This is a genomic window from Streptomyces speibonae, assembly GCF_984686075.1.
In genome coordinates this window covers 485,687-506,095 of the sequence record NZ_OZ480260.1, presented here as the reverse complement: position 1 = coordinate 506,095, position 20,409 = coordinate 485,687, and the positions used below count along the sequence as shown (strand labels likewise).

The 20,409-nt window shown below is 73.9% G+C and carries 20 protein-coding genes and 1 pseudogene; 8 read left to right on the top strand and 13 right to left on the bottom strand.

Annotated elements, in window-relative coordinates; genetic code table 11:
- Positions 1 to 10: 10 nt before the first annotated feature.
- Positions 11 to 619, top strand: coding sequence for a TetR/AcrR family transcriptional regulator (locus AC5L3C_RS02165; protein WP_493646532.1), 609 nt, complete (start codon positions 11 to 13; stop codon positions 617 to 619).
- 99 nt (positions 620 to 718) lie between these two features.
- Positions 719 to 1,447: a DUF2470 domain-containing protein gene (locus AC5L3C_RS02160; protein ID WP_493646531.1), complete on the top strand. Its 729-nt coding sequence runs from the start codon at positions 719 to 721 to the stop codon at positions 1,445 to 1,447.
- Positions 1,448 to 1,473: 26 nt separating this feature from the next.
- Here AC5L3C_RS02160 and AC5L3C_RS02155 read toward each other — a convergent pair.
- The 3 genes and pseudogenes from AC5L3C_RS02155 to AC5L3C_RS02145 form a co-directional block, all read right to left on the bottom strand.
- A pseudogene (locus AC5L3C_RS02155) lies at positions 1,474 to 2,144 on the bottom strand (beta-propeller fold lactonase family protein); the annotation flags it as partial.
- Positions 2,145 to 2,198: 54 nt separating this feature from the next.
- The gene (locus tag AC5L3C_RS02150) at positions 2,199 to 3,419 is read right to left on the bottom strand and encodes an FUSC family protein (RefSeq protein ID WP_493646530.1); all 1,221 of its coding nucleotides are present in this window, start codon (positions 3,417 to 3,419) and stop codon (positions 2,199 to 2,201) included.
- 83 nt (positions 3,420 to 3,502) lie between these two features.
- Positions 3,503 to 3,991: an FBP domain-containing protein gene (locus AC5L3C_RS02145; protein WP_125501953.1), complete on the bottom strand. Its 489-nt coding sequence runs from the start codon at positions 3,989 to 3,991 to the stop codon at positions 3,503 to 3,505.
- 249 nt (positions 3,992 to 4,240) lie between these two features.
- On the opposite strand from AC5L3C_RS02145, the gene AC5L3C_RS02140 reads away from it, so the two are divergent.
- Positions 4,241 to 5,530, top strand: a complete 1,290-nt coding sequence (locus AC5L3C_RS02140) for an ROK family protein (protein WP_493646529.1) — start codon at positions 4,241 to 4,243, stop codon at positions 5,528 to 5,530.
- A 166-nt stretch (positions 5,531 to 5,696) separates the two neighbouring features.
- Here AC5L3C_RS02140 and AC5L3C_RS02135 read toward each other — a convergent pair whose 3' ends face one another.
- The 5 genes from AC5L3C_RS02135 to AC5L3C_RS02115 form a co-directional block, all read right to left on the bottom strand.
- Positions 5,697 to 5,978: a hypothetical protein gene (locus AC5L3C_RS02135; RefSeq protein WP_125501949.1), complete on the bottom strand. Its 282-nt coding sequence runs from the start codon at positions 5,976 to 5,978 to the stop codon at positions 5,697 to 5,699.
- Positions 5,979 to 6,045: 67 nt separating this feature from the next.
- Positions 6,046 to 7,077 carry an SDR family oxidoreductase gene (locus tag AC5L3C_RS02130; protein WP_493646528.1) on the bottom strand — a complete coding sequence of 344 codons (1,032 nt, stop codon included), beginning with the start codon at positions 7,075 to 7,077 and terminating at the stop codon, positions 6,046 to 6,048.
- A gap of 268 nt (positions 7,078 to 7,345) precedes the next feature.
- Positions 7,346 to 8,614, bottom strand: coding sequence for an FUSC family protein (locus AC5L3C_RS02125; protein WP_493646527.1), 1,269 nt, complete (start codon positions 8,612 to 8,614; stop codon positions 7,346 to 7,348).
- Positions 8,615 to 8,660: 46 nt separating this feature from the next.
- The gene (locus AC5L3C_RS02120) at positions 8,661 to 9,317 is read right to left on the bottom strand and encodes an HAD family hydrolase (RefSeq protein ID WP_125501943.1); all 657 of its coding nucleotides are present in this window, start codon (positions 9,315 to 9,317) and stop codon (positions 8,661 to 8,663) included.
- Between the two features lie 41 nt (positions 9,318 to 9,358).
- A complete protein-coding gene (locus AC5L3C_RS02115) occupies positions 9,359 to 10,399 on the bottom strand; it encodes a PHP domain-containing protein (protein WP_493646526.1) in 1,041 nt (346 codons plus the stop codon).
- 131 nt (positions 10,400 to 10,530) lie between these two features.
- Here AC5L3C_RS02115 and AC5L3C_RS02110 point away from each other — a divergent pair, with 131 nt between their 5' ends.
- The 4 genes from AC5L3C_RS02110 (at position 10,531) to AC5L3C_RS02095 (ending at position 16,461) form a co-directional block, all read left to right on the top strand.
- Positions 10,531 to 10,806: a hypothetical protein gene (locus tag AC5L3C_RS02110; RefSeq protein ID WP_125501939.1), complete on the top strand. Its 276-nt coding sequence runs from the start codon at positions 10,531 to 10,533 to the stop codon at positions 10,804 to 10,806.
- A gap of 182 nt (positions 10,807 to 10,988) precedes the next feature.
- Positions 10,989 to 11,363: a hypothetical protein gene (locus tag AC5L3C_RS02105; protein WP_125501938.1), complete on the top strand. Its 375-nt coding sequence runs from the start codon at positions 10,989 to 10,991 to the stop codon at positions 11,361 to 11,363.
- Positions 11,364 to 11,504: 141 nt separating this feature from the next.
- The gene (locus AC5L3C_RS02100; RefSeq protein WP_493646525.1) at positions 11,505 to 15,374 is read left to right on the top strand and encodes an nSTAND1 domain-containing NTPase; all 3,870 of its coding nucleotides are present in this window, start codon (positions 11,505 to 11,507) and stop codon (positions 15,372 to 15,374) included.
- 217 nt (positions 15,375 to 15,591) lie between these two features.
- A complete protein-coding gene (locus AC5L3C_RS02095; protein WP_493646524.1) occupies positions 15,592 to 16,461 on the top strand; it encodes a C40 family peptidase in 870 nt (289 codons plus the stop codon).
- A gap of 24 nt (positions 16,462 to 16,485) precedes the next feature.
- Here AC5L3C_RS02095 and AC5L3C_RS02090 read toward each other — a convergent pair whose 3' ends face one another.
- The 3 genes from AC5L3C_RS02090 to AC5L3C_RS02080 all read right to left on the bottom strand — a co-directional run bounded on the left by AC5L3C_RS02090 (position 16,486) and on the right by AC5L3C_RS02080 (position 18,202).
- Positions 16,486 to 16,962 (bottom strand): VanZ family protein, encoded by a 477-nt coding sequence (locus AC5L3C_RS02090; protein ID WP_493646523.1) that lies wholly within the window; start codon positions 16,960 to 16,962, stop codon positions 16,486 to 16,488.
- Positions 16,963 to 17,024: 62 nt separating this feature from the next.
- Complete coding sequence (locus tag AC5L3C_RS02085; protein ID WP_493646522.1) at positions 17,025 to 17,687, bottom strand: DUF4230 domain-containing protein; 663 nt, start codon at positions 17,685 to 17,687, stop codon at positions 17,025 to 17,027.
- 134 nt (positions 17,688 to 17,821) lie between these two features.
- On the bottom strand, positions 17,822 to 18,202 hold the full coding sequence (locus AC5L3C_RS02080) for an anti-sigma factor antagonist (protein WP_493646521.1): 381 nt from the start codon (positions 18,200 to 18,202) through the stop codon (positions 17,822 to 17,824).
- Between the two features lie 259 nt (positions 18,203 to 18,461).
- Between AC5L3C_RS02080 and AC5L3C_RS02075 the strand changes: the two genes are divergently transcribed.
- Complete coding sequence (locus AC5L3C_RS02075; protein WP_493646520.1) at positions 18,462 to 18,854, top strand: VOC family protein; 393 nt, start codon at positions 18,462 to 18,464, stop codon at positions 18,852 to 18,854.
- Positions 18,855 to 18,863: 9 nt separating this feature from the next.
- Here AC5L3C_RS02075 and AC5L3C_RS02070 read toward each other — a convergent pair whose 3' ends face one another.
- Complete coding sequence (locus tag AC5L3C_RS02070; protein WP_190162793.1) at positions 18,864 to 19,142, bottom strand: DUF4235 domain-containing protein; 279 nt, start codon at positions 19,140 to 19,142, stop codon at positions 18,864 to 18,866.
- A 96-nt stretch (positions 19,143 to 19,238) separates the two neighbouring features.
- Positions 19,239 to 20,273, bottom strand: coding sequence for a glutathione S-transferase family protein (locus AC5L3C_RS02065; RefSeq protein WP_493646519.1), 1,035 nt, complete (start codon positions 20,271 to 20,273; stop codon positions 19,239 to 19,241).
- Positions 20,274 to 20,409: the final 136 nt, after the last annotated feature.

The following is a 20,409-nucleotide window of genomic DNA, read 5'->3' as shown; positions in this document are numbered from 1 at the left end:
AAGTGCGGGGATGGCCGCGAACCAGGGCGGGCGCACGCGTCGCCGGCTCAGCACCGAGGAGCGCCGGGAGCAACTTCTGTCGGTCGGCGCGCGGCTGTTCTCCGAGAGTCCCTACGACGACGTGTGGATCGAGCAGGTCGCCGAGATCGCCGGGGTCTCCCGGGGGCTGCTCTACCACTACTTCCCGACGAAACGTGACTTCTTCGCGGCGGTGGTGGAGCGCGAGAGCGAGCGGATGCTCCGGCTGACGGCGGCGGTGCCCGGTGTCCCGGTGCGCGAACAGCTCACCGCGGGGCTCGACACCTATCTGGAGTACGTCGAGGCCCATGCCCACGGGTACCGCGCCTTCCACCGTGCCGACGCGGCGGGGGACCAGGCGGTGCGCCGGGTCTATCAGCGGGCGCTGGCCGCGCAGGAGCGGCAGATCCTGGCCGCGCTCGCGGCGGACCCCGAGTTCGGGTCCGCCCTGGAGAACCGGCCGGACGTCCGGATCGCGGTGCGCGGCTGGCTGGCCTTCACCACCGCCGTCTGCCTGGAGTGGCTGCGCGGCTCGGAGCTGGGGCGCGCGCAGGTGCGCGACCTCTGCGCGCGTGCGCTGCTCGGCGTACTCACGTCCTGAAAGGTCTCGTAAAGATCACGCCATCCGGCACGCCGTCCGGTTGGCGCGCACCCCGATCTCCTATAGCTTAGGCAAGGCTTACCTAATAGGAGGTTGGGGATGGGTGTGGACACGCACGGCTGGGCGGCCGGACCCGGCGCGGCGGAACGGGCCCGCTCGGTGCTCGCCGCCGCCTGGTCCTGCGCGGTGACCGCGGAGGGCGCCCGGGAGGAGTTCGTCGGCGCGCACACCGTGACCGACGACGGCCGGGTACTGCTGGACGTGCCCGAGGACAGCGTCCTGCTCACCACCGCGATCTGCGCGCCGCGCGGCGAGCCGTCCGCCGTGCTGGAGTTCGCCGACGTGGCCCCCGTCCCCGTGCGCAGCCGGATCCGGGCCCGGCTGTGGCTGGCCGGCTGGTTCCGCGTCGAGGGCGGACAACTCGCCTTCCGGCCCACGCGCGTGGTGCTCCGCCGGCCGTCCGGCGCCGTACTCGTGGACGTCGACGACTTCGCCGCCGCCGCGCCCGACCCGCTCGCCGCCGCCGAGGCCCGGCTGCTGACCCACCTCGCCGACTGCCACGCCGACGCCGTCGAACGGCTGACGCGCCTGGTCGATCACGGCAGCCTGCACGGCGCGGTCCGGGTCCAGCCGCTCGCCGTCGACCGGCACGGACTGACCCTGCGCATCGAGCGCGTCCGCGCGCACGGCGACGTACGCCTGCCGTTCCACGCGCCCGCGGACGACGTCTCCCAACTCACCGAACGCATGCACGTACTGCTCTCCCAGGCCACCGCCGCGTCCTGCCGGCGGCCCCTACAGCGGCAGCGCACAGACGGCGACCGGTGAGGCGAACGGCTCGCCCACGGCACGCAGACCGTGCCCGACGTCTCGTCCAGCCGGTAGGTGTACACCGTGTCCGTGCCCAGGTCGACGGCGAGGACATGACCGCCGTCCGGGCCGGTGAGGAACGGGTGGGCGTGCGGACCCTGTTGGCCGGGGCCGGGCGGGGGAGCGGAGTGCGTCACCAGCGCGGTGCGCTCGCCGAGCGCCCCCGAGGCCCCGATGTGGTGCACGGCGACGGTGCCGGAACCGTAGTCGGCGCTCAGCAGGTACCGCCCACCGGGGTGCACCGACAGATGGCAGGGGCTCGCCCCGCCCGGGCTCCGGCTGCCGAGATCCTCCGGTCGGACAGCCGGACGGCGGTCACGGCGCCGTCCTCACGCTCGTTCACCGCGTACAGCGTCCGGCCGTCGGGGTGCACCGCCAGATACGACGGGTCGGGGACGCCGGTGAGCGTGCCGGTCGCGGTGATCCGCCCCCTCTCCGGGTCGTAGCCGGCCGGCCCGCCGCCCTCGCCGCCGCCTTCGGCGGAGGTGTAGGTGTAGGTGCCGAGGTACAGCGGGCGCGGCCCGGCGGGCGGAGCCTGCGGGACGGGCGCGTCCGCGGGGGAGGAATCACCGTCGCACGCCGGAACCGTCACTGCGGCCGCCGCCCCCGCGAGGGCGCCCACGAACCGCCGCCTGCTCCAGTCGGCCCTGCTCATCCCCACCCTCAGGTCGTCTCCCGCTGCTCCCGCCCTGGCCCACCGGGAACGCCGTCAGGCACCGTCGCGCTTCGTGCGCAGGCGCTCCCGCAGCCGGGTGAGCCACGGCAGCCGCTCGCGCTGCTCCTGCGAGTGCCGGTCCAGTTCCTCGAACAGCCGGCGGGTACGGTGCTCGGTGTCCATCTCGTCCAGGATGCGGTTGACCTCGGTCAGCACCGCCCCCAGCAGCTGCCACTGCCGGGCGTCGCGCCGGGCCTCCTGGAAGAGCAGCTGGGCCAGTTTGTCACGGGTGGCCGCCGCCTGCCGCAGTTCGGAGGCGAGCCGCTCCTCCGCCGACTCCGCGTTCGCGCTGACGCTCGTGGTCACCAGCACCGCGAAGCTGACCACGGCGTCCGCGATCTCGGACAGCAGCTGCTGGAAGACCGCCCCCGTCTCGGCCTCGAACAGCCGGCCGCGCCCGCGCTCCTTGGCCAGATCGGTCAGGGTGCGCGCCAGCACCCGCACCACCACCGTGCAGATCTCCAGCGTGTCGAGGCCGGTGCGCAGCACGATGCGGTGCAGCAGGCCCTCCCGCACCCGGGGGTTGAGCCGCAGACTGTCCTCGGCCTGCCGCAGATCCGCGTCCACCTCGTAGATGTCGTGGTCCAGCCGGCGCGCCTCGTGCAGCCGGGCCGCCGCGCGCTCGGAGGGCGGGCCCTGCGCCGCCTCCTCGCCGATCCGCAGCATCAGCTGCCGCACCCGGCGGGCCAGCCCCTCGATCGACTCGCCCGCCTCCTCCACCCACACCGGCGGGGCCAGCAGAAGGTTGAACGCCATGCCGACCACCGCTCCGATGAGCGTCTCCACGATCCGCGCCCAGGCGGTGTCACCGTGGGTGGTCACGCCCAGGACCAGCATCGCGCTGATCGCCACCTCGGGGACGAACTCGTGCACCCGCACCAGATGGCCGGCGATCAGCGCCGAAAGGATCAGCAGGCCCAGACTCCACCAGGACAGGCCCACCAGCAGACTGAAGAGAATGGCCAGGACCACCCCGGTCACCACGGAGTTCACCCGGCGCATCCCGGTGGTCAGGGTGGAGTACAGGGTGACCTGGACGACGAGCAGCGCGGTCAGCGGCGCGGTGAGCGGGGCGGCCTCCGGGCTCAGCCGCACCGCGATGACGTAGGCGACCGTCGCGGCGGCCGCCGACCGGACGGTCTGCACGGTCACCGGGTCCCGGTGCCGCTTGACGAAGCGAACGGCCGGCGCGGTCATCTCCCGTACCACTTGCATCCTCCGACGGTTCCCCGTCCCCGGACGCGTCGAACGTGTCCGGGCGCTACGGAAGCCCCCCGGGGGGACAAGCCGGGCAGGGCCTACAGGGTGTCGAGGAAGGCGAACAGGTTCTGGCGCGTGCGGTCGATCTGCTCCTGAAGGGTGAGGCTCTCCTCGAAGCGGGCCCCGGACTGCGAGACCTTGATGCCGCGCAGATAGAGGGAACAGGCGAGGTCGGTGCACATGTAGGCGCCGACCGAGTTGCCCTCCCGCCCTGCGGCACCCGCCTTGCGGGCCGTCATCAGCGAGACACCGCCGCGCGGATGGGTGGTCAGACACAGGGAGCACATGCTGCGGTGCAGGAAGCCGCGCCGGCCGGGCTGGAACCGCAGGGCCACACCGACGAGACCGTCCCCGCGCTCGGTGACGAGATAGCTGCGGTCGGGCGCGCCGGGGTCGCGCCAGCCCAGGAAGTCGAGCTGGTGCCAGGGGCGTTCGTCCAGGTCCCGGGGCACGGCGAGCCGCTTGGCCTCACCCTTGGAGCAGTTGATGAACGACGTGCGGATGTCCTGCTCGGTGAGCGCTCTCATGGGGGTGTCTCCTGCGGTCTCGGTGCGCGGGCCGCACCCGCCATTCGGGCGGGCCGCAAAACCTAGGGGGTCTAGGTTTACGTTTTCCAGCGTAGGTGCCGGGCGGCAGGAGGAGCCAGCGAATTTCCCGGCCGGTCGGTACTGGTTAATTCACTACATTAAATAAGGGGTCAGGGAAGTCGCGCGGACCCCCGCGCGAGCGGTATGTTGCAGGTCGGGAAGGCCGGGCAGGGTCGTGGAAGGAGCCACATGGCGGGGCGGAACGGGCGCACGGTGCGCGACCTCAGGCGGGCCAACCGCACGGCCGTGCTGCAACGGCTGTACTTCGACGGCCCGCTGAGCCGCTTCGAACTCGGCCCCGCGACCGGACTCAGCTCCGGATCCGTGAGCAACGTCGTCGCCGACCTGGTCGCCGACGGACTCGTGGAGGAGGCCGGCAGCGTCGAGTCCGACGGCGGCCGGCCGCGTACCCTGCTGCGCGTGGCGCCACTGAGCGGCCACATGATCGGCGTCGACGTCGGCGAGACCCGCGTGCGCATCGAACTGTTCGACCTGACCCTCAGTGAGCTCGCCCGCGCCGAACGCCCGCTGGAGCACCAGCGCTACGACGTCGAGGTCATCGTCGACCACATCCGCTCCGGCATCGGCGAGGTGCTCGCCGCCGCGGAACTCGACCCCGAGCGGCTCCTCGGCGTCGGCATCGGCGTCCCCGGCATCGTCGAGCACACCCCCGACCGGGGCGCCGTCGTGCACGGGCAGACCATCGGCTGGGACTCGATCCCCCTGGAGGCGATGCTCCGCACCGGCTCCCCGCTGCCCGCCACCGTGCCCTACTTCATCGACAACGGCGCCAGGACCCTCGGCCAGGCCGAGATGTGGTTCGGCGCCGGACGCGGCGCCCGCAACGCCCTGGTGGTGCTGTTCGGCTCCGGGGTCGGCGCCTGCCTGGTCACCCCGGAGGCGGAGCACGGCAGGGCCGTGGAATGGGGGCATCTGACCGTGCGGGTCAGGGGCCGCCGCTGCCGCTGCGGTGCGCTGGGCTGCCTCGAGGCGTACGCGGGCGCCGAGTCGCTGCTCGCCCGCTGGCGCGAGGAGGGCGGCCGGGTGCCGGAGGGCACGGACGAGGAGACCGCGCTGACGGCGATGCTCGCCGCCGCCTACCCGTCCGGCGCCACCGGCCCCGACCCGGTCGCGCTCGCCGTGCTGGAGGAGACCGCCGAGTACCTCGGGGCCGGCCTGTCCGACCTGATCAACCTCTTCCAGCCGGAGCGCATCCTCGTGGGCGGCTGGGCCGGCCTCCAGCTCGGCTCCCGCTTCCTGCCCGCCGTGCGCAAGCACGCCCTGTCGTACGCGCTGCGCCACCCGGCCGAGAAGGTGACGATCGAACTGGGCCGTCTCGGCCCCGACGCGGTCACCGTCGGCGCCGCGATCCTGCCGCTCGCCGACTTCTTCGCCCGAGGCGGCCGCCGCCCCGACCCGGACCCCGCCTCTCCGCCCCCCGCCTGGCACAACGCCCTGCGCGAGCGCACCCCGCGCTGACGGCGAGGCGCCGACGCGGGGCCCGGCGTGCGCACCCGCGGCGTTGCCGTCGGCCGCCAGGGCTCGTCCCTGGCGCCCTCTTCCGCCCCCCCGCACGCACCGGGCCCCGCTCACTGTGCTGACAGGGCATCGTCGGTGTGCTGCGGCGTGATCCGGACGGCGGACCCTAGTCGGCCGGCTCGTCCGGCACGGGATGCTCCGGGTTGGGGGACGCCGAGTGCGGGGCGCCCTGACGGCCGGTGCCTGCCTCGTCCGTGTCCGGCACGTCGGCCGCGGGTCCGCCGGACTCCGGCTCCCGAGGCTCCTCGTCCTTCTTCCCGCTCTCCCGTTCCGCGGCGCCGGGCGCGACCTCCCAGGGGTCCTCACCGGGACCGGCCTGCTGGTCGGGCAGGTCCCGGGGAACGCCGGCGCCGTTCTCACCGGGGCCTTCGAGACGGTGGTCGGTCACGGCCCTCTCCCTTCATCCGTGGGCGAGCCCTCGCGGGTACCTCCGCACAGGCCGGCGAAACCCGGGCTCAGCCCACCTTCCGCCCCCGCATCGGCTCCGTCTCCTCCCCGGCGCCCTGCCGCATGCCCAGCAGGAACTCCTCCACCACCTGTGTCGCCGTGCGCACCGGCCGCCAGCCGAGCTCCACGCGCGCCCGCGTGCAGTCCATCAGCGGCAGCCGCAGCACGGCGTCGAACAGATGCGGGGAGGCCGGCAGCAGCCGCAGCCCCCAGGCGGCGGCCACGGCCGAGCGGGCCGCGGGGCGCGGCAGCCGCACCCGGCGGGTGCCCAGCATCTCCCCGAGCAGATCCGCGTCGATCACGGGCTCCGCCGCGAGGTTGAACGCGCCCCGCGCCTCCGCGGACAGCACGGCCAGCCGGTATGCCTGGGCCGCGTCGTCGGTGTGCAGCGCCTGCACCCGCAGCCCCGGGACGTCGGGGAGGAAGGGCAGCAGACCGGGCCGCGCCAGCGGTCCCGGCAGGAACCGCCCGCCGAAGATGCGGCGCTGCTCGCTCGCGGACTGCCGCTTGAAGAGGAACGCGGGCCGCACGCGCACCACCCGCGTCCCGGGATGGTCCCGCTCGAACGTGTCCAGGGCCCGCTCCAGATAGGCCTTCTCCCGGCAGTAGGCGGCGTCCGGCCAGCCGTGCGTCGGCCAGGACTCGTCCACCGCGCGGTCCTTCGGCCCCGGCGAGTACGCCCCTACCGACGAGGCGTGCACCAGCGCCGGCACCCCCGCCTCGGCCACCGCGTCGAACACCCGCAGACTGCCGAACACATTGGTGCGCCAGGTGGTCGCCGGATCATGGGTCGGCTGGAACGCCCACGCCAGATGCACCACCGCGTCGGCGCCCGCGAACTCCTCGACGAGATCGAACCGGTCCGAGGCCACGTCCACGGCCGACCACTCGGTCTTCGGCGGTGACCACTCGGGGATGCGCCGGGCCAGACCCCGTACGGACGCGACCTCCGGCTCCTGCGCGAGGACCCGTAGCACGCTGGTCCCGGCGTTGCCGGTGGCGCCGGTGACGACGACTTTCCTGCCCGTTGCGCTGCTCACATCGGCTCCTCTCGGCCGTACGCTCCGCCGGGACGGCCGGGTACCCACCAACGGCGCGGGCGTCACGCCCGCGCGCCAGGTGACGCGGGGCGGCGCACAGAGGAAGCCCCGACCGCGACGGGGGAATCACGGTCGGGGCGGACAAGGAGTGGGCGCGAACGGCGGTCGCCTCTCGGCGAAAGGCTCCACAGGGCTTCAGCCGAACGATCGTCCCTGTGGGCGAATGGTGAGGCCCGGGGACACTGTCCCATCCGCACCCACGTCCTGTTCAACGGTCCACCACCCCCGGGTGTTCCGCCCCCGGCCGCCCACGGGCGTGAGGTGCGTCACCGGCCCCGCCGCCGTCGAGCTCGGCCCAGAGGTTCTCCGCCTGGAGCAGCAGCGCCCCGAGCACGGCCGTCGGCGCGGCACCCTGACCGGCGTGCTCCCGCAGCCCCTCCTGGAGCCGTTCGTGCAGCTCCCGCATCACCGCCGCCGTCCGCTCGTCCAGCGTGGGGTCCGCCCGCGCGTCGTCGTCCACCAGCCGGTCGGCCTCCGCCCGGCAGCTGTCACCGATCAGCTCCAGCAGCTCCGCGTAGCGGCGCAGCGCGTCCGTGTCGGGTGCGGCGGGCGTCCGCCGCTCGTCCGCGGCCACCGCCAGCGTGCGGGTCAGCGTCGTCACATGGCCGGTGACCCGGCTGAACCGTTCGTCCTCGTCCTCCGGCGGCAGGGCCTTGGCCGGCACCCGGCTCAGCGCGCGCAGCACGCCGGAGGTCAGCCGCAGACTCTCCCTGCTCCAGCCGCGCGCCGAGCGCAGCGCCTCCAGACGGCTGTGCAGCCCCGTGGAGGCGCCGACCCAGCCGAGGGCCGTCTGCCCGTCCCACTCGCCCTCGCGCAGATCCCCGGCCACCCGGTGCAGCACGTCACCCGCCTCCCGGGCCAGGGCCGCCAGGTTCTCCCGTACGTCCCGCAGATGGATCGGCGGCAGCACGAGCGCGTTGACCGCGACCCCGATGACCGCGCCGAGCGCCGCCTGCCCCAGCCGGTGCCCGACGGCGGCCGCGCTCACCGTGCCCGTGGCGATGACGAACACCGCCGTGGTCGCGGCGTAGATGCCCTGGTCGCCGAAGCGCGGCCAGTTCGACAGCAGCATCAGCACCGGAACCGACAGGGCGAGGGCCCCCGTCGTGTCATCGGTGACCGCCTGCGCGCCCGACGCCACCAGGGCCCCCACACAGATCGCCGTGAACTGCCGGGCCCCCTGGACCAGCGAGCTGTAGACGGTGGCCTGCACCAGGACCAGCGCGACCCACGGCGCCATCAGGGCCATCGGGTCGCCGATCCACACCCGGGCCACCAGCCAGGCCAGCAGCGCCGCGGCGGCCGCCTTCAGCGACTGCACGAGCAGGTCGCGTTCCCGGCCGGGGCCCCGCCACGCCGCACGCGCGGCGCCCGCGACGGAGCGCACGTCGCGCCGTACCGCTGCCGCCGCCGCCCGTGCCGGTGACACCCTCCGTACGGCGCCGCGCTGCCCCGTCTCCTCCACCGGCGACGTCATCAGCCGCCCGTCTCCCGGCCGCGCCGGGCAGCGAGCCACCGGACCCTCATGCCAGCGGCCCTTCCCCCAGGGAGGCCAGCAGATGCTCCGGGTCGTCGTAGATTGCCTCCGCGCCCGCCTCCTCCAGATCGGCGCGCGGAATGCCGCCGCACAGCACGCCCACGCACCGCACCCCCGCGCGGGTGCCCGCCCGCATGTCCCACACGGTGTCCCCGACGAGGACGGCCCGCTCCGCCGGCACCCCGGCCAGCTCCAGCGCGTGCTCGACCGGCTCGGGGGCGGGCTTGCCCTCCGACACGTCGTCGGCGCTCGCCGTGGCGTCGATCGCCGCGTCGGCGCCGATCACCCGGCGCAGGGCGCTCAGCTCCGCACCGCCCGCGGACGTGGCCAGCACCACCGTCCAGCCGTCCCGGTGCAGCCGCTTCAGCAGCCGCCCGGCACCCGGCAGCGCCGGCAACCGGTCGAAGTACTGCCCGTACAGCGCCTTGTGCGCGGCGCTGAGCTCCTCGTCGCGGCCGGTGTCCCGGTCCTCGCCCAGCAGGTGCGCCACCAGACCGGCCGAGGGCAGTCCCACGGCCCGGTGGACGGCGTGCATCGGCACCCGGTGACCGGCCTGCCGGAACGCCTCCCACCAGGCCGTCACATGCAGATGGTTGGTGTCGACCAGCGTGCCGTCGACATCGAACACGGCCGCCCTGTCCATACGCGGCGTCTCCTCTCCTCGCGGACGGTCCGGGTACCACCTCATCCGCCCGCCACTCCGGCGGGCACCTTCCGCTCCCGGGTCCACGCCAGCAGCTCGTCCGCCGACCACGTGGTGACCACCCGCCCGGGCGGCACACCGCACTCCTGCGCCCGGGCGCACCCGAGGATCTGCCAGTCCAGCTGGCCCGGCGCGTGCGCGTCGCTGTCGACCGAGAACAGCACTCCCGCCTCCACTGCCCGGCGCAGCAGGCGCCGCGGCGGGTCCAGCCGCTCGGGCCGGCTGTTGATCTCCAGGGCGGTGCCGGTCTCCGCGCACGCCGCGAACACCTCGTCCGCGTCGAACCGCGACTCCGGCCGGCCCCGCCCGCTCAGCAGCCGCCCCGTGCAGTGCCCGAGCACGTCGGAGTGCGGGTCGCGCACGGCCGCCACCATCCGGCGCGTCATCGACCGGCCGTCCATCCGCAGCTTGGAGTGCACGGACACCACCACGACGTCGAGCATCCCGAGGAGCCGCGGGTCCTGGTCGAGGGACCCGTCCTCGAGGATGTCGCACTCGATGCCGGTCAGCAGCCGGAACGGCGCCCAGGTCTCGTTGAGTTGCGCGACCACCTCCAGTTGCCCGCGCAGCCGGCCGGCGGACAGCCCGCGCGCCACGGTCAGCCGCGGCGAGTGATCGGTGAGGGCGGCCCACTCGTGGCCGAGCCGCGCCGCCGTGCGGCCCATCTCCGCGATCGGGCTGCCGCCGTCCGACCAGTCGGAGTGCACATGGCAGTCCCCGCGCAGCAGCGCCCGCAGTTCCTGACCCGCCCGGTCGGCGGGCTCCCCGGCGGCCTCCTCCTCGAGCCTGCTCAGATAGCCCGGCACCTCCCCGGCCAGCGCCTCCAGCACCACCTGCGCCGTCCGCGGCCCGATCCCCCTGAGCCGCTCGAGCACTCCGGCCGCCGCCCGCTCCCGCACCTCGTCCGCGCCGAGCTCCGACAGCGTTCGCGCGGCGGTGCGGAAGGCCCGGACGCGGTACGTCGGTGCCAGGGACCGCTCCAGCAGGAAGGCGATCCTGTCCAGTGCCTCGACGGGGTCCATCGCCACCTCCTCGCTCCAGAGTTCCCCAGCGTGGGTACGGCCGCACGGCGGACGCCCGGAGCCCGGGCGGGGGCATGTTCCGTGGGGCACCAGGACCCGCGCTCGGGGCGTTTGCGGCCTACCCTCGATGCATGACCGAAAGCGCGAGCCCGTACATGTCGCACCCGCGGATCACGGTGCTCGGGGTACAGCCCGGGACGCCGCCGTTCCGGATCGTGGAGATCGACGGACAGGTGGTCGGTGAGGCCAGGTCCATCACCGACGTGCTCCAGGCCGCCGCCGCGTACGGGATCAGAGTGCACGACCTGGACGACCCGGACGTGGTCCGCTGGGTGGGCGGGGACAAGTTCACCTGGACCCCGCGCCAGGCCCCCCGCGCCCGCCAGGATCAGGACGAGCGGCCTTAGGGCGAGGGGGGATCCCCCGTCGCCCGCGTTTCCCCAGTGGCCAGGTCACCGGGGGTTTCCCGGCTGCCCGCGTGACGGGCGACGGGAAACCCGTCGACCCCGGCGGCCCCGCGGGCCACAGTCTCAGGTGTCAGCGACAGCACACCTGCCGGCCGGCAGGGACACCGACCAGGGGGAAGCACATGGGCAAGTTCTTCCGCGGCACCGCCGCGTTCGCGACGGCGGCGGCCGCGGTGGTGGCACTGAGCGGCTCGGCCGAGGCCAAGCCGGCGGCGGACGAGTGGGACGGATGCCCCTACGGCGCCGTCTGCATCTACGGAGAGGGCGTCGACCCGAGGAACAACCCGAACCCGACCCACATCTTCTGGAGCTACGGCGCCCACAACCTGAGCAACCAGTTCGGTCACCACTGGGTCTACAACAACCAGTACGGCGGCGCGACCGCCAGCCTCTGCAACGGATACAACGGCACCAACTGCACGGAGACCATCGGGGAGGGCTGGGGCGTCTACCGCGACCTCACGCCCGTCAACTCGGTCAAGCTGAATCGCCCGTAGCGGTCAGCGACGGGCGACGGTCCAGGTCAGGGCTTTCCGGTGCCGCTCGGCGGCACCGGAAAGCCGCGTGTGTTGTCGGACCCCCGCAGTAGTCTGGGCGATGCCGTCACGGCCCAGACACGCACCGTCAGGGGGACCGCTGTGGGGGAACGGAACGGGGACGCGTCCAACGGGAAGAACGACGGGGAGGGGCGCGCGCCGACCACGCGGTCCTTCCCCGGGGAACTCAGGCGGCTGAGACAGCAACGAGGCCTGTCACTGGCCGCCCTGGCCCGCCGGACGCACTACAGCAAGGGATATCTCAGCAAGATCGAGACGGGCGCGAAGCGCGCGACCGTCGACGTGGCCCGCCGCTGCGACCAGGTGCTGCAGGCCCGGGGAGCGCTGCTCGAGCTGGTCCAGGACGCCCCGGCCGGACGCGGCGGCGGCGACGGCGGCCCGGCCGGGGCCGGCGCGCTCTCGGGGCCGTTCGGCACCGCGTGCCCCTACCGGGGCCTTTCGGCGTTCACCGCGCAGGACGACCGGTGGTTCTTCGGCCGGGAACGGGCGACGGCCGCGCTGGTGGAGCGGGTCTTCGCCCGTATCGGGCAGGGACCGCTGATGGTGGTCGCCCCCTCGGGCGCCGGCAAATCGTCGCTGCTGCACGCCGGGCTGGTGCCCGCCCTGCGGCGCCCCGACGGCTTTCCGATGCCGGGCACGGACCGATGGCCGGTCGTTTCGCTCACTCCCACGGCCCACCCCTTGGAGGAGCTCCTTGAGCGCTCCTCGAAGACGCTGGGCGCCGACCTGGGCGTCACCGCGGGGAACGTGCGGCACCGGCCGGAGACGTTGCTGGAGGCCCTGCACCGGCTCTCGGAGGACACCCCCGCGGGGGAGCGGCGGCCGCCTGTGCGGCCGGTGGTGATCGTGGACCAGTTCGAGGAGCTGTTCACCCTCTGCGCCGACGAGGGCGAGCGGCGGGACTTCGTCCGCGTCCTGCGCGCCCTGGCGGCCTCCCCGGACTCCGACCCTGCCGTCGTGGTGCTCGGCATGCGGGCCGACTTCCTCGGACGCTGCCTCGAATCACCCTGCCTCGCCGAGGTCCTCACCCAGGGCCTGTTCGTCCTGCGCCCGATGTCCACGGCCGGCTTACGCGAGTCGATCACCCGTCCCGCGGAACTGGCCGGCGTCACCCTCGAACCGGGCCTCGTGGAACTCCTGTTGCGGGACGCCGGGCTGCGCGAGGGGACCGAGGAGGCGCGCGGACCCGGCGAGGCCGGCGACACCCCGCCCGGCGCGCTGCCCCTCCTCTCCCACGCGCTGCTCGCCACCTGGCAGCAACGGGACGGATCCGTGCTGACCGTCGCCGGGTACGAGCGCACCGGCGGCATCCACGGAGCGATCGCGCGGACCGCCGAGGACGTGTTCACCCGCCTCTACCCGGCCGAGCAGCAGACGATCCGCCGGCTGCTGTCCCGGCTGGTGCACGTGGCCGAGGGAACCGGGGCCACCCGGCGCCGGATGGCACGGGACGCCCTGCTGGAGCAGGTGGGGGACGCGGAGGTCGCCGCCACCGCGCTGGACGCCTTCGTCCGGGCCCGGCTGATCACCATGGACCGTCACACCGTCGACATCACCCATGAGGCCCTGCTGCACGCCTGGCCGCGGCTGCGCGGCTGGATCCACGCCGACCGGGCCGGGCTCCTCACCCACCAGCAGCTGGCCCAGGCGGCCGCCGACTGGGAGCGCGAGGGCCGCCACACCTCCGCCCTCTACCGCGGTCCCCGGCTGGAGACCGCGCGCACGTGGGCCGACGAACTGGACGGATGGCGCCGGCTCAGCCCCGGCGAGGAGGCGTTCCTGCGGGCGAGCCTGGCCGAGGAGGGCAACCGTCGCAAGCAGGCCCGGCGCCAGGTGAGGGTCCGTCAGGGGACGCTGGTCTCCCTCGTCGTCCTGCTGGGGCTCGCGCTCACCGCCGGGTGCCTCGCGCACCAGCAGCGGGCCGGCGCGCTGGACCAGGAGCGCATCGCCCGTTCGCGGGCCCTCGCGGCGCAGTCCCAGGCCCTGACCGGCGGCCGGCCGGAGGCGTCGATGCTCCTCGCCGAGGCGGCCTACCGCGCCGAGCCGACGCCGGAGGCCCGCGGAGCCCTGCTGTCCACCCAGGCCCAGGCCTTCGCCGCCCGCCTCGACGGGCACCGGGGCCCGGTCAACGCGGTGGCCTTCGCACCGGACGGCCGCTCGCTCGCCACCGCGAGCTCGGACGGGACGGTGGCCCTGTGGAGCGTGGCGGACCGCCGCAGGACCGCCGCGTTCACGGTGCCCGGACGCGTGCGCGCGGTCGCCTTCAGCCCCGATGGCGCGATGCTCGCCGCCACGTCGACGGCCGGACCGGTACGGGTCTGGAGCACGGCGGACCGCCGTACGACGCTGCTGTCCGCGGACACCGAGGGCGCCCGGGCCGTCGCCTTCGCCCCGCGCGGACGCACCCTCGCCGTCGCGACCGCGCGGGGCAGCGTCCAACTGCACGACACGCGGGACGGCTTCCGGACCGCCGGCTCCCTCACCGGACACACGGGACGCGTCAACGCCCTCGCGTACGCGCCGGACGGGCACACCCTGGTGTCGGCCGGCGAGGACCGCACCGTACGGCTGTGGGACGTGACGGCGCGCAGTCGGCTCGCCGTGCTGCGGGGACACACCGACGAGGTGCTGGGGGCGGCGTTCGCCCCGGACGGCCGCCGCATCGCCACCGGCGGCGTCGACCGGACGGTGCGGCTGTGGGACGTGGCCGGGCGCCGGGAGACCGCCACCCTCACCGGCCACAGCGACGACGTCAACGCCGTCGCCTACACCCCCGACGGCACCACGGTCGTCGGCGCCGGTGGGGACGGCACGACCAGACTGTGGGACGTGCGCGCCGGCCGCGCCGCGGGGACCCTCGCCGGACACACCGACTACGTCATGGGCGTCGCCGTGGACCCGGCGGGCGGCATGATGGCCACCGCCGGCTTCGACCGGTCGGTGGTGCTGTGGAACCTGAGGGGCCCGACGCTGACCACCCGCCCGTTCACGGAGGTCTGGCAGGCGGCGTACAGCCCCGACGGCAAGCTGCTGGCCACCGCCGGCGCCGATCACACGGTCCGCCTCTGGGACGTCGCGGGGCGCCGCCGGCCGGCGACCCTCACCGGACACCGCGAAAGCGTGTTCTCGGTCGCGTTCGCCCCCGACGGCAGAACCCTGGCGTCGGCGGGCTCCGACGGCACCGTACGGCTGTGGGACGTGGCCGGACGCCGGCAGTTGAAGACCCTCACCGGCCACAGCGGCGCGGTCTTCTCGGTGGCCTTCGCCCCGGACGGCGCCACCCTGGCCTCCGCCGGCGCCGATCACACGGTGCGGCTGTGGGACGTCGCGGGGCGCCGGGAGACCGCCACGCTCACCGGCCACAGCGACTACGTCAACGCGGTCACCTTTTCCCCCGACGGACGCACCCTTGCCAGCGCCGGCGACGATCTGACCGTACGGCTGTGGGACGTGACACGGCGCCGCGCGCCGGCCGTCCTCACCGGTCACACGGGAGCGGTGCGCGGCGTCGCCTTCAGCCCGGACGGACACACCCTCGCCACCAGCGGCAATGACGGCACCGTACGGCTGTGGGACCCGCGGCGCGAGCGACTGCGAGGAGCACTGACCGGGCACGCCGGCTCCGTGCGGGGCGTGGCCTTCTCACCCGACGGGACCATGCTGGCCAGCAGCGGCAACGACCGCACGGTGCGGCTGTGGGAGACGGCCGGGCGGCTCTGGGCCACCCTGACCGGCCATACGAACGCGGTGTGGGACGTCGTCTTCGCTCCGGGCGGGCGCACGGTCGCCAGCAGCAGCAACGACGGCACGGTCCAGTTGTGGGGTCTCGACCCCGCCGCCCGGCTCCAGCGCATCTGCCGGCTGCGCGAGGACATGACCCCCGAGGGGCGGACCGCGTCCGCCGCCGGTCTGCCGATGTCCGTCACCCGCTCCTCCTGCGCCCGTACCTGACGCGCCGTCCGCCGACGAACGCGCTGCTCGGCAGGGGTTGCCCCGGGGTTTCCCGTTGCCCTTCCGAGAGGGGGACGCCGGACGCTCGACGGGCCGTGGCCCCGGCCGGAACACTGTGTCGCGTCCGGCCGGACGGCACCTCACCCACGACGGCGCCGCGCGGGCCCCGCCTTCGTACCGGCGCCTCGACCACAGCCATCGAAACGGGGGTTCCGGCATGCTCCGGAGAACCGGCGTCATCCATACCGTCATCACCGGCCTGCTCGCCTTACTGTTCTGGGTGCCCGCGACCGTCGCGGCCGCCGCCCCGCCCGCGCCCGCCGCCGACGGGGAGTGCGCAGTCCTCGCGCCCGGTGCCTCGCCGGCCGCGGAGCGGGCGATCAGCGCGGCCTGCGCGGAGGTCGCGGCGGGCACCTGGTACACCTGGGGCGGCGGCCACGGGCCGCAGCCCGGCCCCACCTACGGGCAGGTGGACCCCAGCGACCCGGCCAGCGAGCACGACCCCGAGCGGTTCGGGTTCGACTGTTCCGGCCTGGTCCGCCACGCCTACGCCCGGGCCACCGGCTCGGACATCCTCAACGGCGCGGCCAGCACCCAGTACTACACCCACCGGGCCGCCGAACGCTTCACGGCCGACCAGGGCCTCGCCCCGCTGCGCCCCGGTGACCTGCTCGCCTGGGGCACCTCGTGGGAGCTCACGCACATCGCCCTCTACCTCGGCGACGGCAAGATGGCCGAGGCGCGGCAGTCCGGGACGAAGATCATGGTGAGCGACGTCCGCCTGAACAGCGGCTACGTCGGGGCGGTCCGCGTCGACACCGGTCCGGTGACGGGGCATGTCTTCCGCACCTGGGGCACCGGCGTGTGGACCAAGGCGGAGCCCGCGCTCGGCGCCAGGCGCGTCTATGCCTTCCCCGGCCCGACCACGATCCGGGTCCGCTGCCAGACGCACGCCGAGGAGGTCACGTCCGACGGGTACACCAACGACGTCTGGTCCTACCTTCCGGACTACGACGCCTGGATGACCAACATCTACATCCAGGGAGCCGCGTGGCTGGACGGTGTCTCCGACTGCCGGGACCTGTGAGGCCACCGTGCCCGCCGCCCGCGGTCAGGCACGTGGCCCGCGTGTGTGCACGGCCCGGCTGAGACGCCGGCCCAGCAGCAGATAGCCGGCCAGCGCGCCGCAGGTGTTCAGGATGACGTCGTCGATGTCGAAGGCGCGCCCGGTCACCAGGGCGCCCTGGGCGGACTCCACGAGCAGCATCACCACGGCCGTCACCACCAGCACCCGCAGGAATCCGCGGGTGCTCGGTGCGACGACCGGTGCGAGGACGCCGAAAGGCACGCCGAGCAGGATGTTGCCGCCGATCTGCCGCACGGCGTCACGCAGCCCGGGCTGGTCCAGATAGGCCCTCAGGGAGCGCCCGGGACGCAGGTTCGTGTGGGTCAGCGCCTCCGACGCGGGGGAGGGCTGCAAGGTGAGCCGGGCGAGGATCACCGCGAACACGACCATGAAGACGAGGGCGCACAACAGCACCAGCAGCCGCACGGGGAGCGGCAGCGGACGCGGGGCGGCGCGGACCATCAAGATCTCCTCGGCTCGTCAACTTTCCTTCGGGACAACGCGGTTACCCGGTGACGCGGTCATCAGTCGCCGTAGGTGACCCGCACCCGCTCGAAGCCCAGCGAGCGCAGCAGCCCTTCCAGCATCTCGGTGGTGTTGGCCTCGGCCCGCTCGACGAGCCCGCTCTCCTCGGCCGCGTCGCCGATGTGCCGCACCGCGAGCTTCTGCACGGCCTGCTCGCTGTTCGGGTTGTCGGCGAAGACGTCGCCGAGCCGGTCGAGCAGCCCGCGCTGCTTCGACACGGCATAGGAGCGCTCGGGATCCAGCGCCGGGGTGCCCAGGCGCGCGTGGGGCAGCCGCAGGGTGGCCGAGGTGCGGTCCTCGTCGACCCGGACGTCGTCGCCGTCCAGCTCGCCGAGGTCGACATAGGCGTCCACGGTGCCGGCGCCCACGTAGAGCGTGCGGCTGCCGCGGATCGCGTCGGGGAGGAACCTGGCGTCCTTCTCCAGGTCCACCACCACCTGGAAGCTGCCCGAGGCGGCGTCGTAGCGGCTGATGTCCTGGACGGACTCGAGCAGCGCGGGCCCGGTGCGGTCCCGGGTCTCCGTGCCGAACAGGTCCTTCAGGCCCGGCAGCACGCTCAGTCCCATCCCGGCGACCAGCACGGCCAGCAGCACCACCACCGCGCCGACCGCCTTCACCCACCCGGGCACCCGTACGGCCGGTCCCTCATCGGGAGTCGTCATGGCGACGGCCCTCCTTCCCTGGAAGTCCGGATGCCCCTCAGGTCCCGGAACAGGCAGGGAAGTTGGCGGATGCGGGGCCGCGTCCGAAGCACGAGGGGGCGCACGGCGGGCGCCCGGCGGCCGCCGGGGGCGCGTCAGACCGGGCCGGAGGCGGACTCGGGCTGTTCCAGGGCCGCGTCCACGCTCGGCCACGGACGCAGCAGCCGGGACAGGCCGGTGATGCGGAGCATCCGCAGCGTCAACGGGTGGGTGCAGACGAGACGCAGGCTGCCGGAGCCGTCCATGGTCCGGTGCCGGGCCCGGTAGAGCAGGCGCAGCCCCGACAGGTCGAAGAACTCGACCCCGGTCAGGTCGATCACCACCCTCGCGTCCGGTTCGGCGGTCGCCACGTCCAGGTGGGGGACGATCTCCGCGGCCGCCGCGATGTCGATCTCGCCGCGGAACTCCAGGACCGTGTGGCCACGGTCCTGACGGACACGCAGATGCCGGGTCAGCGGTGCAGGTTCGTACCGCACGACGCCATCGCCTCCAGCCTGCTCCGGTGCTCGGGGAGAGGGGATCGGCCCCAACACCGGTCCCTGCCCTGCAAGTTACCTTCGGTCGAGCGAATTTGAGCATGTTCGATTGACATATGTCTTCGAATTGCGACCGAGTTCTTTCGTGTCTCTGTGACGTTCGTCGCTCGCCGGCCCGACCGAAACCGGCGAGTGGGGACAGGTGTCACGTACAGGGCGGTGCGGGAGCGCCCCGCGCCCGGACCCCTGCGGAGGAGACATGGCACTGGTGACGACGGGCGTGGTGGTGCTCGACTGCGCCGAGCCCGAGAAGCTCGCCGAGTTCTACGAGGAGTTGCTGGGCGCCGAGGAGGCCGACGCCCATGCCAACCGGGTGGAGATCCGGGCCGCCGACGGCTTCCGGCTGGCCCTGCGCCGCGACGCCAACGCCACCGCGCCCAGCTGGCCACGCCCGGAGAACTCGCTCCAGGCGCACCTGGAGTTCGTCGTGGACGACCTGGACGCGGTGGAGCGTCTCATCGTGGGCCTCGGGGGCCGCCCGATGGAGGCGGGCGACCCCTCCGGACCCGCCGAGGAGCGCGGCTACGCCGACCCGGCGGGCCACTCCTTCACCGTCCGCCGGGGCGTTCCGACGGCCCCCAAGCAGGGCTGACCGCCCCGGTCAGTCGCGGCCGCCCTTGTCCGGGACCGGCCAGGTGCCGGTGGAACGCTCGATCGCCTTGGCACCGGCCCGGTCCACGGCACTGCGCACCACCGCGAAGATGGCGCCCTGGATGGCCGCGGCCAGCAGGATCTCGCCCCACCGGCGGTCGCGGTCCAGCGCGTCCGGCGCGTCGTCCTCGTGCCGGATCACCTTCCAGGTCTTCTGGAACGCCATCCCCGCCACGGTGCCGCTCGTCCAGCCGAGCGCGAAACCGATGGGCTTGTACGCCAGCGGCATCTTCTTCTTGCTCTTCTTCGCCACGTCAATCTCCTGTTCGGCTCTGTCGTTGTCGTCGGATGGGAGTCCGCCGGGCCGGGCGGCCCGCGGAGGCGGTCAGGGGCGGCCCCGCGCCGGTACCTCCTCGCCGTCCGGCACCGGCTTGGGCGGGGTGCCGTCCCCGAAGGGCCGGCCGCCCAGCTCCTCGCGGTGATGGGGCTCGGTCCAGCCGGACAGATCGGGACCGAGGGGCACGATGCCCGAGGGATTGATGCCGGTGTGCACCTGGTAGTAGTGCCGCTTGATGTGGTCGAAGTCCACCGTGTCGCCGAAACCGGGCGTCTGGTACAGGTCACGGGTGTACGCCCACAGCACCCGGTTCTCCGTCAGTTTCCACCGGTTGCACTTGAAGTGGCCGTGGTACACCGCGTCGAACCGCACCAGGGTGGTGAACAGCCGGATGTCCGCCTCGGTGATGGTGTCGCCCACCAGGTACCGCTGCGTCTCCAGCCGCCCCGCGAGCCGCTCGAGACGCCGGAACACGGCCGCGCACGCCTCCTCGTACTCGTCCTGGCCGGTGGCGAAACCCGCCCGGTACACGCCGTTGTTGACGTCCCGGAAGACGTCGTCCATCACCGCGTCGATCTCGTCGCGCAGCGCCCGCGGATACAGGTCGGGCGCGCCCTCGCGGTGCAGGGACGTCCACTCGGTGGCGAAATCGAGGGTGATCTGCTGGTAGTCGTTGGTGACCAGCCGGCCGCTGGGTATGTCCACGATCGCCGGCACACTCACCCCGCCGGGGAAGTCCCGCTCACGCCGGTCGTACACCTCGCTCAGATACCGGATGCCCAGCACCGGGTCGCGCCCGTCAGGGTCCAGGGTGAAGCGCCAGCTGCGGTCGTCCTGGAGGGGATCGACGACCGCCAGGGACAGCGCGTCCTCCAGGCCCAGCAGCCGCCGGGAGATCAGCGCCCGGCTCGCCCACGGGCAGGCCCGGCTCACCACGAGCCGGTAGCGCCCGGCCGCCACCGGCCAGCCGTCCCGGCCGTCCGCGGTGATCCGGTCCCTGAAGTGCGCCCTCGACCGCTTGAAGGGCCTCCTGCCGTACGCGCTGTTGCCGCCGTCCCCGTCGTCCCCGCCGTCGCGCCCCATGGTGCCCTCCTCGTCGTCGTCCGCACGTCCCAGAGACCGCGTTCCCCTTTTTCCGCCCACGGCACGGTGTGGCCTGGGCCGACCGGGGCAATCGGCCGAGGGTGAGTACTCGATCGGATCGCAGAACCCGGATCAC